Source organism: Nonomuraea montanisoli, assembly GCF_013363975.1.
Taxonomy (GTDB): domain Bacteria; phylum Actinomycetota; class Actinomycetes; order Streptosporangiales; family Streptosporangiaceae; genus Nonomuraea; species Nonomuraea montanisoli.
The window spans coordinates 60403-75728 of the sequence record NZ_JABWGN010000004.1; the positions used below are offsets into that span (position 1 = coordinate 60403).

A 15326-nucleotide genomic window follows, 5' to 3' on the forward strand; every position below is an offset into this window, starting at 1 on the left:
TGGGAGCGCTCCCAGACGATCTGCCGGTCGGGGTCGCCGCGCAAGGCGCACCCATGTCCCCCGTCGGGGGCACCGGCGCGGACCTCGGACGGGGTCCCGGCCGCGGGTGAAAGTTTCATCCGGCGGGCCCGCCGGCGCGACGGTCAGCTCGCGGAGTCGAGCAGGACCCTTCGCAGCAGGTCCCGCAGCACCAGGCGGTCGCCACCGAGGGGCGCGAAGAGGGAGGCCGCCTGCGTGTGGGTGCGCGAGCACAGCGCCTCCCTCCTGCGCACGCCCTCCTCCGTGAGCACCAGGCGTTTGACCCGGCGGTCCGCGGGGTCGGGTTGCCGGGTGACCAGGCCGCGCCGTTCCAGCGCGTCGATGATGCCGGTCACGTTCGAGGGCTCACAGGACAGCCCGGCGGCCAGGTCGCGCATGGTGACGGGCGCCTCCAGGCCGACCATGGCGAGGGCCTGGGCGGGAGTGAGCCCCAGCTCGGCCGCGGTCGCGTTGAACTGCGCGCCCTGCCTCCCGGCGACCTGGGAGAGCAGGTGGGCCAGTTCGGCCACGAGCGGATCGGTTTCAGGGCTCACCCCTGGATCATACCGAGTCTCTTCACTACCTTAATGGTTGACATGCTTAAGTTTCCGCTCCTAAGCTCGACCGAAAAGTTCAGTACCTTAACCATGTAGTACATGAAGGGAATGAGCCGGACATGAGCACGTACGACGGTCAAGAGGTCATCGACAGCCCGACGGGGTGGGTGGCCGACCACATCCGCACCTACGTCGAGTCCGGCGGCGAGCAGGGCCACCTGTTCCAGGGCCTGCCGACACTGCTGCTCACCACCCGCGGCCGCAAGTCCGGCGCGCTCCGCCGTACCGCCCTGATCTACGGGCAGGACGGCGACCGCCACCTGCTCGTGGCGTCGAACGGCGGCGATGCCCGGCACCCGGCGTGGTACCTCAACCTGATCGCCCACCCCGAGGTCGGGCTGCAGGTCGGCGCGGAGAAGTTCGACGCGCGGGCCCGCGTCGCGACCGCCGAGGAGAAGGCGCCCCTGTGGCGGCTGATGGCGTCGATCTTTCCCACGTACGACGACTACCAGGCCAAGGCCGATCGGGAGATTCCCCTCGTGATCCTGGAACGCCTTCCCACCCGGCTTTCCTGAGACCGGCCGGATCGCGCCGCGGCGCCGACCGTCGCGCCTGCCTCTAGGGTGGGTGCTCGTGACGACTGAGCGATGGGCGCTGGGCGGCGATCTGGGCGTCGCCAGGATCGGCTACGGCGCGATGAAGCTGACCGGCTGGCCGAAGGGCGAGCGGCCCGGGCGGGAGACGGCCCTGGCCGTCCTGCGCCGGGCCGTGGAGCTCGGGGTGAACCACATCGACACCTCGCACTACTACTCCCGTGACGGGGTGGCGGCCAACGAGCTGATCCGCGAGGCCCTGTCCCCGTACCCGGACGACCTGGTGATCGTGACCAAGGTGGGGGCGCTGGTCGAGGGCTCCGACCTGGCGCGGCCCGCGGCGGAGAAGACCGGCCTCACCCCCGACGGCCTGCGCCGCGGCGTCGAGGCGAACCTGCGCTCGCTCGGCGTGGACCGCCTCGACGTGGTCAACCTGCGGATGGGCGACCTCGACCGGAGCCAGACCCCGCTGGCCGGCCCCCTGGAGGCGCTGCTCGCGCTGCGCGAGGAGGGCCTGATCCGCCACCTCGGCGTCTCCAACGTCACCGCCGCCGAGTTCGAGCAGGCGCGGGCGATCGCGCCGATCGCCTGCGTCCAGAACCTCTACAACCTGGCGCGGCGCGACGACGACCCGCTGGTCGACGCCTGCGCGCAAGCCGGGATCGCCTACGTCCCCTTCTTCCCGGTCGGCGGGTTCCAGCCGCTCACGGCCGCGCGGCTGGACGCCGTCGCCGCCCGCCACGCCGCCACCGTGCCGCAGGTGGCACTGGCGTGGCTGCTGGCCCGCTCGCCGAACATCCTGCTCATCCCCGGCACCGGCTCCCTGGCGCACCTGGAGGAGAACGTCGCCGCAGGATCGCTGAAGCTGACGGCTGAGGACCTCGCCGACCTGGACTGAGGGAAGCAGCCGCGGAGCGCGCGGGGCAGCCCGGAGTCAGACCACCTCGAACGTGCTCATCATGGCCATGTCCTCGTGCTCCAGGTTGTGGCAGTGCATCACGTAACGGCCCCGGTAGCCGGTGAACCTGGTGACGATCTCCACGGTCTGCGCCTCCCGCAGCTCGACGGTGTCCTTCCACTCCGGTGGGCCCGCCGTCCGCTCGCCTCCCACGGAGAGCACCTGGAACGGCGACAGGTGCAGGTGGACGGGGTGCGCCACGTCGCTGGTCAGCCGCCAGATCTCCACCTGGCCGAGCTTGGGCCGGGCGTCGACGCGGCGGGCGTCGAACGGCTTGCCGTTGATCAGCCACCCGTTGTGGCCGTTCATGCTGCCGCTGCTGAACTCGAAGTCGCGGGTCACCGCCGCCCGCGCCGGGTCGAGGGCCTCCACGCGTGACAGCGCGGCGGGGATCGCCGAGTCGTCGCGGGCGTCGCGCTCGACGGTGAAGCGCATCACCCGCGCCTGCGGCCCCTCCCCGAGGAGGTTGCGCAGCTCGACGTGCTCGCCCACGCGGTGGGCGGCGAAGTCGACGATCACGTCCGCCCGCTCGCCCGGCGCGAGCCGCACCCGGTCCGCCGATCGCGGCGCCGCCAGCAGGCCCCCGTCGCCGCCGACGCGCACCAGCCGCCCGGCGGGCGCCAGGGCGAGCTCGTAGACCCGGGCGTTGGAGGCGTTGAGCAGGCGGAACCGGTACCGGGCCCGGTCGACGCCGAGCGACGGCCACGGCGCGCCGTTGACGAGGATGACGTCGCCCAGCACGCCGCCCATGAACGCCTCCCGCGCGCCGGGCCCCTCGGGGCTCGCCGGGTAGGGCATGCTCCCGTCGGCGGCGAAGGACCGGTCGCAGATCATCAGCGGCACGTCACGCTCGCCGGACGGCAGCGGAAGCGCCGCCTCCTCCTCGTCCCCCACCAGGAAGAACCCGGCCAGCCCCCGCCACACCTGCTGGCCGGTGTAGTCCATGCGGTGGTCGTGGTACCACAGCGTGGACGCGCGCTGGTCGAGCGGGAAGGCGTAGTCGCGGTGGGTGCCCGGCCCCACCAGGTCGGTGGGGTAGCCGTCGGACTCGGGCGGCGTGTGGCCGCCGTGCAGGTGGGTGACGGTCGGCGCGCCGAGGGCGTTGGTGACGCGCACGACGGTCCTGCGTCCGGCGCGGGCCCGGATGGTCGGCCCGGGGAAGCGCCCGTCGTACCCCCACACCCGCGTGCGCAGGCCGGGCAGGATCTGCGCGTCGGCCTCCCGCTGCGTCAGCTCGTAGTAGTCGGTGGTGGCGTCGCTCCTGGCCGGGCGGGCCGTGACGGGCAGGGGCAGCGGCACGCCGTACGGCTTGGGCAGCGGCGCCCGGCTGGCCAGGACCTGGGGCAGCGGGGTGCGGCTCAGCAGCGAGCAGCCCGGCGCGGCCAGCGCGGCGGCCGTGCCGAGGCCGAGCAGGCGCAGGGCCCGCCTTCTGCTCATCGTCATGCCGCGGCCGCCGGGACGCGGCGGGACGGCCACACCTGGCCGAGCCGCATCAGGCTCGCGCCGAACATCAGGACGCCGACCGGCACGTGCAGGACCTTGACGTGCGCCACGCCCAGCGCCACCTGCGCCAGCGTCATCACCAGCATGGCGACGGCGGGCAGGATGGCGGCCCTGCGCCGGGTGACGATCGCGGCGACCAGGTGCACCAGCACGGCGACCACCACGACGAGCGCCGTGGTGGCGTGCAACGTCCGGCCGCCGGGCGAGGACAGCAGCAGCCCGGCGGTGACCGCCTGGACCAGAACGGCCAGCGTCTGCACCGCTATCGCGACACGCAAAAACATCGGTGGTTCTCCTCTAGCGGGCCGTGGGCCGCGCGACGGCCTCGGGAAAGTGACTCATGGCCCGACATCGTCGCTCGGGACGGTGGCCGCGGGCGTCCGCCCACGGGAGGCTTTCGCCCCTACCTCACCGGGCCCGGTCGGGAGTCTGCGCGTACGACGGGGGCAGTAGTGCGCGCTACACCTTCGCGGCCGGAAGGCTGCGCCCACCGGCGGACCTCTCCGGGAACGGGCCGCCCAGGCCACCCCAGGGCATGCGGAGCGCGGCGAAAACGATCACATCAGGACACGACCGTCATGCGCACCAGATCACGACAAAGGAGTCGTCAGGTGTGCGCAGGCCCCGTTTCCGCACCTCGCGGGAGGAGCAGGATGTGATCACACATTGTGCTTTGTAGTCATCCAGGGTGGATGGGGGGATCAGCCATGGGTTTGAGCCGTTTCGGGATCATGGGGGTCGGCGTGGTGGCCGCGCTGGCAGGCGGGGTGACCGCGCGTCCGGCGCTGGCTGAGACCTGCCCCGCGGCCACCACCTGCGACACCACGGTGGTGTTCAGCGTCTCGACGGCGCAGGGCCTGGCGATCAGCGTCCCCGACGGGCCGGTCGGCATCGGCACCGGCGCGGCCGGCGACCAGATCAGCGGCTCCCTCGGCTCGGTCACCGTGTCCGACGAGCGCGCCGCGCTGGTCGCCACGTGGGTGGCGACCGTGTCCGGCACGAGCTTCACCACCGGCGGCGGCAGCGGCGCCGAGACGATCCCGGCCGGCGCCATCTCCTACTGGTCGGGCCCCGCGACGAGCACCACGGGGACGGGCACCTTCGTGCCCGGGCAGCCGAACGCCGCCTCCGCCAAGCATCTCCACGCGCCGTACACCGCGTTCAGCAAGATCAGTGGGTCCGGCGACAACTCCTGCACCTGGAACCCCACCATCGTGGTCGACATCCCGGACGGCGCGGTGGCCGGCACCTACACGGGCACGATCAGTCACTCCGTCGCCTGACGTCCGCGACGGCGTCGCCGCTGTGCCGACTGATGGCCGAGCCGCGGGGATGGCGTTACGCGCACCCGGGCAAGGAGGGTCCGTCACATCGGCACGCGCGACGAAGGGACGGCGATCATGTCTCACGCGCTCCACGCCAGAAGGACAGCCCGCCCCGCCATGGGGCTCGCCACCGCCGCGGTCACCCTGGCCGCGTTCGGGGGCGCCGTCGGAGCGGCGCCGCCCGCCCAGGCGACCCGGACGGAGGCCGCGACCATCACCGTGACGGCCACCGAGTTCCACCTGGCGCTCCCGAGCCACCACGTCAAGCCCGGCGCCTACACCTTCCGGCTGCGCAACGCGGGCCACGCGCCGCACGGCCTGTCCGTCAAGGGGCCGAAGGTCTCCGCGACCTCCGCCGTCATCATGCCCGGCCGCAGCACCACGCTGCCGGTGAGGCTGCGCAAGGGCACCTACCACCTGTGGTGCCCGGTGGACCGGCACCGCCAGCACGGCATGGCGACGACGATCAAGGTGGGGTAGGCCCCGCGGCCGGGGTGACCCCACGACGCCGCCGAGGTCCCGGCCGAGTTCGCCGACGCCGGGCTGCGCGGAGCGCGGCGGTGCGGGCTGGAGGGGGCCTTCTGGCTGTACGGGGACGTGGACGACTGGCTCGACGACCCGCGACGCCGCGCGCTCCCGCTCGACGCCCAGCGCTCGATGGAGTCGGCGCCCTCGCTCCTCGGCGTCAGCGGCCACCTGCTCACCCTCGCCCGGCGCGAGGACGCCCGCGCGGGGGCGTTAGGGATGCCGTAAGAAAACCTTAAACGCGTTCCGGCAGCCTGGAGGCACAACGACGTACCCGACCGAGGGAGTGGAAGATGGCCGGCAGGCTGGTGGTTTCGACGTTCGTGTCGCTGGACGGTGTCATGCAGGGCCCCGGCGGCCCCGGCGAGGACGACTCCAACGACTTCCCGCACGGCGGCTGGCTGCCCCCGCACGTGGACGAGGGGTTCGGCCGCGTCATGGGCGAGCAGCTCGACCGCGCCGCGAGCATGCTCCTCGGCCGCCGCTCCTACGACATCCTGTCCTCGTACTGGCCCGGCGTGCCCGACGAGGAGGGCGGCGCCAAGATCAACGGCATGCCCAAGTACGTCACCACGAGGACGCCCATGGACGCCACGTGGAACAACGCCCACGTCCTCGTGGGCGACGCCGCCCACACCGTCGCCGACCTCAAGCGCGACACCGACGGCGTGATCCTCGTCCAGGGCAGCAGCGACCTCATCCGCACCCTGCAGCGGGCCGAGCTGGTCGACGAGTACCACCTGCTCGTCTTCCCCGTCGTCCTCGGCGAGGGCAAGCGGCTGTTCGCCGAGGGCACCGCCCCGGCCGGGCTCCGGCTGACCGGCTCGGCCACCACCGGAGCGGGCGTCGTCTCCGTCACCTACGAATGGGCCGGCAAGCCGCGCTACGGCTCCGTCGCCTGAGCCCGGCCGCCGCCCAGCAGGTCCAGCGCCTGGGCCAGCCACCGCGGGTCCGGCAGGCGGCGCAGCGTCTCGTCGATCTCCCGCTCGGCCCAGGCCCGGTGCCGCGGCTCGGCCTCCGGGTCGAGCGCGACACCGGCCTGCACGAGCAGGAAGTTGAGCTGGGAGGCCACCAGCATCGAGAAGTCCGCCGGCCCGGTGATCCGCCCGGGCCCGCCCTCGCGCACGTACGCGTCGTACATGCGGCGCATGGCGTCGAGGTCCGGGCCCGGCCCGTCGCAGAACCAGTCGAACAACGCCTGGGCCAGCTCGCGGGCCGGCGCGGCCGGCCCCAGGTTGTCCCAGTCCACGACCACCAGACCGCCCCCGGGGCCGGCCAGGACGTTCTCGGGGTGCAGGTCACGGTGGCACATGATCAGGGCGGCCGGATCGGCCGGCGCCACCGCCGCGGCCAGCTCCGGCAGCCGGGCCAGCCGCTCCGCCAGGCGCCGCGCCCACTCCGCACCCGACGCCGCGGCCCGTTCCCACGCCCCGGGCGCGGGCACCCGGTCGTACCAGGGGTCGGGCTCCCCGCCGCCCGCCTCGACGGACATCGCCGGCGCGCACCGGTGCAGGCGCGCCAGTAACGCCCCCAGCTCGTCCGGCGTCGCCCGGCCCGCCGGATCCACCGGCCGCAGGTCCACCCATGCGTACAGGCGCAGCCATCCCCCGCCGGGCGCCGGCAGCAGATACCGTCCGGAGCGGTCGGGAAGGCTCGCCGGCATCCGCACGCCCGCCCCGGCCGCGCGCCGCGTGAAGTCCAGCTCCGCCTCGACCATCGCCTCCGACGGCGGCTCGGCGAAGATCTCCTTCAGCGCGTAGCGCGCCGCGCCGGTCTCGACCTGCCAGATCTGCCCCAGCGCGCCGCGCGGCCCCGCCGTCACCACGACGTCCGCGCCCCACCCGAACGCCTCCCGCGCCCGGGCGACCAGCTGCGGCGACGCCTCCCTTGCACCCGTTGCCTGCGGGGGTGCTTCCCTCGCGTCCTGAGTGATCAGGTGCGCTTGGTGTTGGCTGCCGTCGCGACGTCTCGACATGGAATCCAGCACACTCCGCTCGTCGGTTCAGCTTCGAGCTGCACGGGGCGTTGTCACGCACCGCCGGAAGGATCATCCATCAGGTGCCGCTTCAATGGCCAGCGGATTCATCGCTGCCCGGCCGGCGAGCATACAGAGCCGGTGGCTCCAGCATGGGCAGGAGGAACCGTCGGGCCACCGCGGCCAGTTGCTCGTCGTCATCCAGGTCGACGATGGCACTGGGGATCGTCAGGAACGAGGTGGAGATCCGCACCATCATCTCGGCCACGAGGTCGACGTCAAGGCTGTTCGACACGTGGCCCGCGCGTTGCTCGCTGCGGAGCTGGCCGGCGACGAAATGCCGCACGGTGGCGAGGGTCCGGCCCCCGTCAGCCGTCATGGAGGGGACCAGCAGGTCCGGTTCGGTGGCGATGAGTCCGCCGATCAGCGGATTGCCGCGAATGGCCCGCAACGAACTCACGAAGCCCAGCACCACCCTGTCGGCAGCGGTGCCGGCCTGTTCTATGTCGATGAGGAACTGGTCGAAATAGCGGCGGAACTCCCGGCGCACCACGTGCTCGATCAGCGTGTCCTTCGTGTCGAACCGCCGGTAGACCGTGATCCGCGACACCTTCGCCCGCCGGGCGACGTCCTCCATGGTGGAGCGTCTGATCCCCATCCGGCAGAACTGCTCGTACGCCGCGTCAAGGATGCGCGTCCGCAGCTCGTCGCCGTCGTCGACGCGCTCGACGGCATCGACGTAGGCGCGCTCCAGCAACGACTCCGAGTCCGACAGCGCCATGAATCCGGCCAGCACGGATTCCACGATCACCTCCCGTAGGGATTCCACCTCGAACGCGGTCTTGTGATGCTCGTCACACTGTGCTCTGATGATGATACACAGATTCATATTGCGTTTCTCAGTATCTCCCACTTCTCGCATGCACTGAGCGTGACCCCACCACCTCGAAGGAGTGCAGAGCATGGCAGAGTTGAGCAGGCGCAAGGTGCTGATCTCGGGCACCGCCGTAGGAGCGCTCGGCGCGTTAGGGATGATCTCCCCGGTCCAGGCGGAAGCCCTGTCCGGCGACTGGACCTGGCCGGCCGGCGGTTCGGTCGCGGGTTCCGGCAGCGGCGCCGACCCCCGCTGGGTGTGGGACGACGTGGCCGATCCGCTCCTCGCCTCGCTGTTCGACCGCGGTGTCATACCCGAGGTCAACCGGCTGCTGTACGACTGGAACCGCAACGACCAGCCCCTGCCCGCGGGACTGCCGGAAGACCTGCGGGCCTTCATCGAGCAGGCACGTCAGCTCCCGTCGTGGGTCGAGCCCGCCAAGGTGGACGCCGGGTCCCGGTTCCACGCGCTCAAGGGCAACTACATCGTCGTCCTCGCCATCGTCGGCGCCGGCATGCTGGCCACCGCCATCCCCAAGGAGGCCCGCGCGGTCTATTACTCCGCGGGCGGCGCGGATCTGAAGGACCGGGTCGCCAAGACGAACATCCTGGCGTACGCGGTCAGGCCCCAGAACGCCTGGCGGGCCGGCGGCACCGCCGTGGTCGAGGCCGTGAAGACCAGGCTGGTGCACGCGGCGGTGCGGCACCTGCTGAAGTCGTCGCCCCACTGGCCCGGCCCGATCCCGATCAGCCAGGAGGACATGCTCGTCACCTGGCACACCCTGGCGACCTACTCCATGCGCGGGATGCGCGAGTGGAAGGTGCGCATCTCCTCCGCCGAGGCCGAAGGGTACCTGCACTCGCTGCAACTGTTGGGGCACATGCTCGGCATCAGGGACGAATTCCTCCCCGCCACCTGGGACTCCTCCTACGCCCAGTCGGACCTGGTCCTGCCCAGGAACATGGGGCCGACCCCGGAGGGGGTGGAGCTGAACGCCATCCTGCGGGGCATGCTCGCGGAGCTGACCAGTCCCGGCGGCGTCGACAGGTCTCTCGTCAACGCGTTCTCCAGGTACCTCACCGGCGACCAGGTGGCCGACTGGAACGGCATCCCCCGCGAGCCGCTGTGGGACCCGGTGGTCAAGACCGCCTGGCCGCTGCTGGTGCGGTTCAGGGAGGGGCTGATCGGGCTGCCGTTGGTGCCCGCCGCCGCCTGGCTCCTCGACGAGATGGTCAAGAAGTGGACCACGTACTACCTCACCAAGGGAGCACAGACCAAGATCGTGATTCCGACGGGCAACCGGCCCGGCTGATTCCGGGGCCCGTTTCGTGGATCTCAGGTGAGTCCCAGCGGCAGGGGCGTTCACGCATGGGCGCGCCGACGCGCCGTCACCCCTCGCCCGCCGCTCCGCCCCGGCCCAGCTCGGCGAGCCGGCCCAGCGCCGGCAGCGCCTGCGCGATGGCCCGCCGCTGCTCCGGGGTGAGCTGGGCGACGAGCGGCAGCAGGTGGCGGGTACGGTCGTCGTGCCGCGCCCGGCCGATCCGCCGGCCGGCCTCGGTGATGTGCACGAGCACCGCGCGCCCGTCACGCGGATCGGGGCGGCGCTCCACCAGCCCGTCGCGCTCCAGGCGGGTGACGAGCTGCGTGACGGCCGGCTGGCTGACCTGCTCCGTCCTGGTCAGTTCGGTCAGCCGCATCGGGCCGTCGGCGAACGCGAGGGTGTCCAGCACCGACAGCGTCGTGAACGGCAGCTTCTCCAGCACCGGCAGCCGGATGTAGAAGCGGTTGAAGTTCTCGATCGCCGCGGTGAAGGCGTCCACGTCCAGGTCGTCGGTCACGGTGTCCTGCATACTCCAGTATCGTCCCCGCCTCCAGCGGTTTCGCCGGGGCGTACCAGCCCGCTCTCGTAGGCGAACACCACCGCCTGGACCCGGCTGGTCAGCCCCAGCTTCATCAGCACCCGCGACAGGTGCGTCTTGACCGTCGCCTCCCCCAGGTAGAGCCGGGCGGCGATCTGCGTGTTGGTCAGGCCCCGCGCCAGCAGCCGCAGCACGTCCGTCTCCCGGCTCGTCAGCGACGCCAGCTCCGCCGTCCGGTCCGGCGCGTCCCCCTTGCCGGGTTGTCCGGCGAACGCGGCGATGACGCGCAGCGTGACCGCCGGGTCGAGCAGCCCGCCCCCGGCCGCGACCGTCCTGACCGTCTCGACGAGCTGCTCGGGCGGCGCGACCTTCAGCAGGAACCCGCTCACCCCGGCCCGCAGGGCGGCCGCCACGTGCTCGTCCTCGTCGAACGTGGTCAGCACCACGACCTTGCTGCCCGGATGCTCCGCCACCAGCCGGCGCGCGGCGGCCAGCCCGTCCATCCGCGGCATCCGCACGTCCATCAGCACCACGTCGGGACGCGTCCGGGCGACCAGGTCCAGCGCCTCCAGCCCGTCGGACGCCTCGCCGACGACCTCGATGCCCGGCTCCCCGCTCAGCACCATGCGCAGCCCGGCGCGGATCATCGCCTCGTCGTCGACCAGCACCACCGAGACCGTCATGCCGTCGTCCTCTCCCACGTCCTGGGCAGCGGGAAGCGGGCCCGCACGGCGAAGCCGCCGTCCGGCTCGGGGCCCGTGCGCAGCGTGCCCTGCACCATCGCCAGCCGCTCGCGCATGCCGACCAGGCCGTGGCCGCCGCCCGCCGCCACGCCCGCGGGCCGGCCGACCGCCGGGGCGGTCGCGGGCGCGGGGTCGTTGCGCACCTCCAGCAGCAGCGCCTGCCCCTCGCGGCCGAGCACGACCGTCGTGGGCGCGGCCCCGGCGTGCCGCAGCACGTTCGTCAGCGCCTCCTGCAGCACCCGGTACGCGGTCAGGTCGAGCACCGGGGGCAGCCGGGGCAGGTCGGCCGCGACGTCCAGCCGCACCGGCAGACCGGCGGCGCGCACGTCCCCGACCAGTTCCTCCACCCGCTCCAGCGACGGCACCGGCGCCGTCTCGCCGCCGTCCACCCGCTCGCGCAGGATGCCGACCAGGCCGCGCATCTCCTCCACCGTCTGCCGGCCCAGCCGTTCCAGCCCGGCCACGACCTCCTGCTCGGCCGGGCGGTCCGCCAGCAGCCGCCGCAGCCCGCCGAGCTGCAGCGTCATCACGCTGACCGAGTGGGCCACCGCGTCGTGCACCTCGCGCGCGATACGCGTGCGCTCCTGGGCGACGGCCGCCTGCGCGTTCGCCTCCCGCTCGGCGTCCAGCGCCGCGGCCAGCTCGGCCAGGCGTACCGCCCGCTCACCGCTGCGCCGCGCCAGCAGCCCCATCGACCAGCCCGGCAGCAGCACGGCCGGCACGAAGAACAGCTCCCACGCCGATCCTCCGGCCGCGATCGACACGACGGTGAACGACACGGCCGCCACGCCCAGCGCCACGGCCGAGCGGCGCGGCGGCTCCCGCCACCCCACCCACGCCACCACGCCGATCAGCCCGATCATGCCCGCGCCGCCCATGCCGGGGCCGTCGAAGACGACCACGCTCAGCGGCAGGCACACCGCCGCCGCCACCGCGCCCGCCAGCGGCGCCCAGGCCGCCAGCACCACACCGGCGGCCAGCAGCACCCCCGTCACCCAGGTGGCCGTGGCCGCCGCGCCGAACCCGTCGTCCAGCCGGGTCTCCAGCACCGCCAGCACCCCGATGACCGGCCCGAACACCAGCGGGATCAGGCGGGGGTCGCGCAGCCGTCTCGTCGTCATGGCCACCGATGGTAACCAGGGCCGCCGCCCGGCGGCTCCGCCGGACGGCGGACCCGGCCCGCCCCGCGGGTCCGCCATGAGGGGGACCCCGCCCCGCCGCCGTCCACCGGGACGCCGAGGGACGACGGTGCGCAACGGCGGACGCGCCGCGCACCGCCCCGACGCGACAGTTGTCCACGTCAACGAGACGCCACCCCTCACCGGAGGTACGACATGACCGCCTTCTCCCCCGCCGCGGACGCCGACGGCCCCGCGAGCGTTGCCGTGAACGGCGCCGCCGTCACTATGGGCGATAAGGACGTCACTCAGGCCGACACCGGCCGACCGGCCCGCGTCCTGCGGCGCGCGGCTGCCGGCGCCCTCGTCGCCGGGCCCGCGCTCATGCTGGCCGGGATGATGACCTGCCCGCCGCAGGCGTCGGACTCGGCGGCCGACTACATCACCTCGCTGGCCCGCAACACCTCCCTGACCGAGCTGTCGGCCATGCTGCTGCACTACGGCCTCATCGCCGGGGCCCTCGGCGCCCTGGCCGTGCCCGGCCTGGTGCGCGGCCGCAAGGGCGCCTGGCTCACCCTGTTCGGCGCCCTGGCCGCCGCGATCGGCCTGCTGAACGTCTCCGGCGCCGTGCGCGACGACTGGTGGCGGATGGTCACCGGGCGGCAGCTTCCGCTCGACGTGGCCGTCCGCATCTCCGACACGGTGGACGGCTCGGCCTTCATGCCGTTGTGGAGCGGCACCGAGATGCTCGCCTTCCTCGGGCTGCTGGCGCTGTCGGCCGGGCTGGCCCGGGCGGGGGTCGTCGGCTGGTGGCTGACCGCCGTCTACCTCGCCGCGTTCGCCGGGATGACGGTCATCCCCGTCCAGCTCACGTACGTGGTGGGGGCCGCGTTCACGCTGCTGTTCCTGCCGCTGGCGGTCGCCGGGGTCCGGCTGTTCCAGCGGGACCGCGCCGCCGCGTGAGGCCCGCGTGATCCCGCCGTGTCCCGATCCGGGGTACTCTGCCGGGCGTGCGGCGAATGATCATCTCCAGGAGGGTGTGGCTCGCCCTCGCGGCGTCCGCGATCGCGGTGGCGGTCGTCCTGATCGTCCGCTCCCGCCGCCGTCCGGCGCTTCCCGCTCCCGTACGGCGCGAAGACGCTCCCGTACGGCGCGAGGACGCGCCCGCCGAGCCCGCGGCTTCCGCCGGCCCGCCCGTGGACCGATGGCCCCCGGCCCCGGTCCTCGGCACACCCACCGACGAGGACCTCGCCCGCTACGCCGCCGCCGGGCCGCCCCGGATCCCGGCGTTCCTCCAGGGCGGCCACGACCGTCCGGTCAGGGAGCCGCTGGACGAGGCCACCCGCCGCCGCCTGACCCGCTGGGGCGCCGCCGCCCTGGCGCTCTGCCTGGTCGCCGGCGGCGGCCGGCTCGTGGAGTCGGCGGTCTTCTCCAAGGAGCCGGAGCTCTCCTGGGGCCCGTCCCAGGAGGAGGTCTGCCCCACGGACCCCTCCCGCTCCCAGGCCACCTGCCTGTTCGCCGAGCTGCATCCGGGATCCACGATGTCCGGCCCGGAGGAGCCGGTCCCGGGGCCCTGGGCGGTTCCCGACCCGGACTGCCATCCCCCGAGCCGGGTCTTCCCCGTGCTCGCGCCGGATCCGAAGGTGACCCGGGCGGTCGACCGGCAATGGCGGCGCATCGAGCGCTGGCTCAGAACCCATGCCCCCAGGAGCCACCGGACGCTCGCCGGTCCCGCCGATCCCGCCGCCGTCGCGGCGGTCGAGGCCCGGATGGGCCGGCGCCTCCCCGGCGACCTGCGCGCCTCGCTCCTGCGGCACGACGGCGCCGTGACCACGAAGGACACCTGGGGTTTCGGCTTCCTCGGCAACACCAGCCTCAGCGTCCAGGAGACGCTCGAGACCTGGCGCGGCCTCTGCGACGTCGACGACGAGGACTACGGCGGCGAGGAGTCGGATCCGCGCTCGCAGTGGTGGGACGGGCGCATGCTTCCCGTCGGCGCCGACGGCTCCGGCGACCACCTCGTCGTCGACTCCGTGCGGCGCGACGTCGGCGACACCGACCACGAGGGCAGCCTGGACTTCACCCCCGGCGGTGTCCGCATCCGCTCCTACCACGCCTTGCTGAAGGCCGTGGCGGACGCCCTGGAGAAGGGCCGCGCCATCGGCTACTGGAAGCCCGAGGTGGTCGGCGGGGAACTCGAATGGACGGTACTGCCCAGCCGAAAGGGCGATTCGTGAGCGCTCCAGGAGGGCCCACTGTCCCCTTCATGAAAGACCACTTCATGCGCTCCGGATCTCGCCGCCTCGCCGCTGTCTGCGCTGCTGTTCTTCTCATGGGAGGATGCGCGGACCCTGCGCGCGAGACAGCCTCGGGCACCTTCGACGGGCCATGGACCATCGGCGTCCAGCCGGGCGACATCCATGAAGCCTACGTCGCCAAGGCGGACCTGCGTCCCGTCCCTCTGCCTGACTGCGCGGTCGACTCCGATCGTGAGGACCCGGTCCTGAGCCGAGACGGACGAGCGATCGCCCTGACTGGCTGCTGGCGCGCCTCCGACAGCACGTACGAGACGGTCGTCATCCGAGAGCGCACCCTCCAGGAGATACCATCCATCACCGGCGCCGCAGAATGGGTGGGTACGACCGGCCGGCTCTTGGGCGAGGCCGACGACGGCGTGCTTCGTCTTGTGGACACCGCCAGGAGCGCCGATCCTGGGCGGGTCCTGACCACACTTGACGGAAAGATCCACGCCATCGACGTCAATCCCGCCGGAACAGTGGCCCTGGTCCTGTACGGCGGGCGTGAAGCCGGCCAGGACGGCAAAGTGACCTTGGCGGACACCCGGATCACAGCAGTCTCGCTCACCAGCGGACATCGCGACACGATCCACACGCCCGCGGGCACGGTCGATGCTCAATGGACGCCAGACGGCCGCCACATCGTCGCCGAAACAGCCAACCAGTGGATCACCTTCGACAGCCGATCCGCCACGACGACAGACGCGCGCCCACGGCCGAGCACAACGATGACATCCGAGGCGAAAAGCAAGGCGACCATGCCGTGCCGCCTTGTCGCGGTCACCAACCGCTCGACGATCGGATGGTGCCCCGCGACAGGCGAGATCATGAGGTTCGACCGACACTCGGACTCGCCGGCGGCAACTCGCTTGGCTCACGTGGACCAGCAGCGACCACTGGACGGATCCGTCAGCGTAGCGGTCGATCTACTGCTGGACTGAAGGGCGATGGTCCCGTTGCTCTGCCAGATCCAGGAAAAGG

At 72.8% G+C, this 15326-nt stretch carries 18 protein-coding genes; 10 read left to right on the plus strand and 8 right to left on the minus strand.

Annotation, left to right across the window (positions count from 1 at the left end):
- Window positions 1–143: 143 nt before the first annotated feature.
- Window positions 144–572 (minus strand): MarR family winged helix-turn-helix transcriptional regulator, encoded by a 429-nt coding sequence (locus HTZ77_RS45975; protein ID WP_205302474.1) that lies wholly within the window; start codon window positions 570–572, stop codon window positions 144–146.
- A 122-nt stretch (window positions 573–694) separates the two neighbouring features.
- Between HTZ77_RS45975 and HTZ77_RS10050 the strand changes: the two genes are divergently transcribed.
- Both HTZ77_RS10050 and HTZ77_RS10055 read left to right on the plus strand, forming a co-directional pair.
- Window positions 695–1150, plus strand: coding sequence for a nitroreductase family deazaflavin-dependent oxidoreductase (locus HTZ77_RS10050; protein WP_175589241.1), 456 nt, complete (start codon window positions 695–697; stop codon window positions 1148–1150).
- A gap of 58 nt (window positions 1151–1208) precedes the next feature.
- Window positions 1209–2066: an oxidoreductase gene (locus HTZ77_RS10055; RefSeq protein WP_328808509.1), complete on the plus strand. Its 858-nt coding sequence runs from the start codon at window positions 1209–1211 to the stop codon at window positions 2064–2066.
- A gap of 36 nt (window positions 2067–2102) precedes the next feature.
- Here HTZ77_RS10055 and HTZ77_RS10060 read toward each other — a convergent pair whose 3' ends face one another.
- Together HTZ77_RS10060 and HTZ77_RS10065 are read right to left on the minus strand one after the other, a co-directional pair.
- The gene (locus tag HTZ77_RS10060; RefSeq protein WP_235994533.1) at window positions 2103–3563 is read right to left on the minus strand and encodes a multicopper oxidase family protein; all 1461 of its coding nucleotides are present in this window, start codon (window positions 3561–3563) and stop codon (window positions 2103–2105) included.
- A gap of 2 nt (window positions 3564–3565) precedes the next feature.
- On the minus strand, window positions 3566–3913 hold the full coding sequence (locus HTZ77_RS10065) for a hypothetical protein (RefSeq protein WP_175589243.1): 348 nt from the start codon (window positions 3911–3913) through the stop codon (window positions 3566–3568).
- Between the two features lie 423 nt (window positions 3914–4336).
- On the opposite strand from HTZ77_RS10065, the gene HTZ77_RS10070 reads away from it, so the two are divergent.
- The 4 genes from HTZ77_RS10070 (at window position 4337) to HTZ77_RS10085 (ending at window position 6381) form a co-directional block, all read left to right on the plus strand.
- Complete coding sequence (locus HTZ77_RS10070; RefSeq protein ID WP_175589244.1) at window positions 4337–4912, plus strand: hypothetical protein; 576 nt, start codon at window positions 4337–4339, stop codon at window positions 4910–4912.
- 117 nt (window positions 4913–5029) lie between these two features.
- A complete protein-coding gene (locus HTZ77_RS10075) occupies window positions 5030–5434 on the plus strand; it encodes a cupredoxin domain-containing protein (protein ID WP_175589245.1) in 405 nt (134 codons plus the stop codon).
- Between the two features lie 117 nt (window positions 5435–5551).
- Window positions 5552–5707 (plus strand): hypothetical protein, encoded by a 156-nt coding sequence (locus HTZ77_RS10080; protein WP_175589246.1) that lies wholly within the window; start codon window positions 5552–5554, stop codon window positions 5705–5707.
- A 65-nt stretch (window positions 5708–5772) separates the two neighbouring features.
- The gene (locus tag HTZ77_RS10085) at window positions 5773–6381 is read left to right on the plus strand and encodes a dihydrofolate reductase family protein (RefSeq protein ID WP_175589247.1); all 609 of its coding nucleotides are present in this window, start codon (window positions 5773–5775) and stop codon (window positions 6379–6381) included.
- Here HTZ77_RS10085 and HTZ77_RS10090 read toward each other — a convergent pair.
- On the minus strand, window positions 6363–7454 hold the full coding sequence (locus HTZ77_RS10090; RefSeq protein WP_175589248.1) for a phosphotransferase enzyme family protein: 1092 nt from the start codon (window positions 7452–7454) through the stop codon (window positions 6363–6365). The two genes, HTZ77_RS10085 and HTZ77_RS10090, sit on opposite strands and share 19 nt — an antisense overlap.
- 91 nt (window positions 7455–7545) lie before the next feature.
- Window positions 7546–8235, minus strand: coding sequence for a TetR/AcrR family transcriptional regulator (locus HTZ77_RS10095; RefSeq protein WP_175589673.1), 690 nt, complete (start codon window positions 8233–8235; stop codon window positions 7546–7548).
- A 181-nt stretch (window positions 8236–8416) separates the two neighbouring features.
- Here HTZ77_RS10095 and HTZ77_RS10100 point away from each other — a divergent pair, with 181 nt between their 5' ends.
- Window positions 8417–9640 carry an oxygenase MpaB family protein gene (locus HTZ77_RS10100; RefSeq protein ID WP_175589249.1) on the plus strand — a complete coding sequence of 408 codons (1224 nt, stop codon included), beginning with the start codon at window positions 8417–8419 and terminating at the stop codon, window positions 9638–9640.
- A gap of 76 nt (window positions 9641–9716) precedes the next feature.
- Here HTZ77_RS10100 and HTZ77_RS10105 read toward each other — a convergent pair whose 3' ends face one another.
- The 3 genes from HTZ77_RS10105 to HTZ77_RS10115 are packed head-to-tail and all read right to left on the minus strand — an operon-like array spanning window position 9717 to window position 12051.
- Window positions 9717–10178 (minus strand): MarR family winged helix-turn-helix transcriptional regulator, encoded by a 462-nt coding sequence (locus HTZ77_RS10105; protein ID WP_175589250.1) that lies wholly within the window; start codon window positions 10176–10178, stop codon window positions 9717–9719.
- Window positions 10163–10870, minus strand: a complete 708-nt coding sequence (locus HTZ77_RS10110; RefSeq protein WP_175589251.1) for a response regulator — start codon at window positions 10868–10870, stop codon at window positions 10163–10165. The genes HTZ77_RS10105 and HTZ77_RS10110 overlap by 16 nt, the downstream gene beginning before the upstream one ends.
- Window positions 10867–12051, minus strand: a complete 1185-nt coding sequence (locus HTZ77_RS10115; RefSeq protein WP_175589252.1) for a sensor histidine kinase — start codon at window positions 12049–12051, stop codon at window positions 10867–10869. The genes HTZ77_RS10110 and HTZ77_RS10115 overlap by 4 nt, the downstream gene beginning before the upstream one ends.
- Window positions 12052–12264: 213 nt before the next feature.
- On the opposite strand from HTZ77_RS10115, the gene HTZ77_RS10120 reads away from it, so the two are divergent.
- Genes HTZ77_RS10120 through HTZ77_RS10130 form a run of 3 tightly spaced genes read left to right on the plus strand, consistent with a single transcriptional unit; the run spans window position 12265 to window position 15286 of the window.
- On the plus strand, window positions 12265–13011 hold the full coding sequence (locus tag HTZ77_RS10120) for a hypothetical protein (RefSeq protein ID WP_175589253.1): 747 nt from the start codon (window positions 12265–12267) through the stop codon (window positions 13009–13011).
- 56 nt (window positions 13012–13067) lie between these two features.
- Window positions 13068–14285 carry an SMI1/KNR4 family protein gene (locus HTZ77_RS10125; protein WP_235994568.1) on the plus strand — a complete coding sequence of 406 codons (1218 nt, stop codon included), beginning with the start codon at window positions 13068–13070 and terminating at the stop codon, window positions 14283–14285.
- Between the two features lie 29 nt (window positions 14286–14314).
- Window positions 14315–15286, plus strand: a complete 972-nt coding sequence (locus tag HTZ77_RS10130) for a hypothetical protein (RefSeq protein WP_175589255.1) — start codon at window positions 14315–14317, stop codon at window positions 15284–15286.
- Window positions 15287–15326 lie beyond the last annotated feature (40 nt).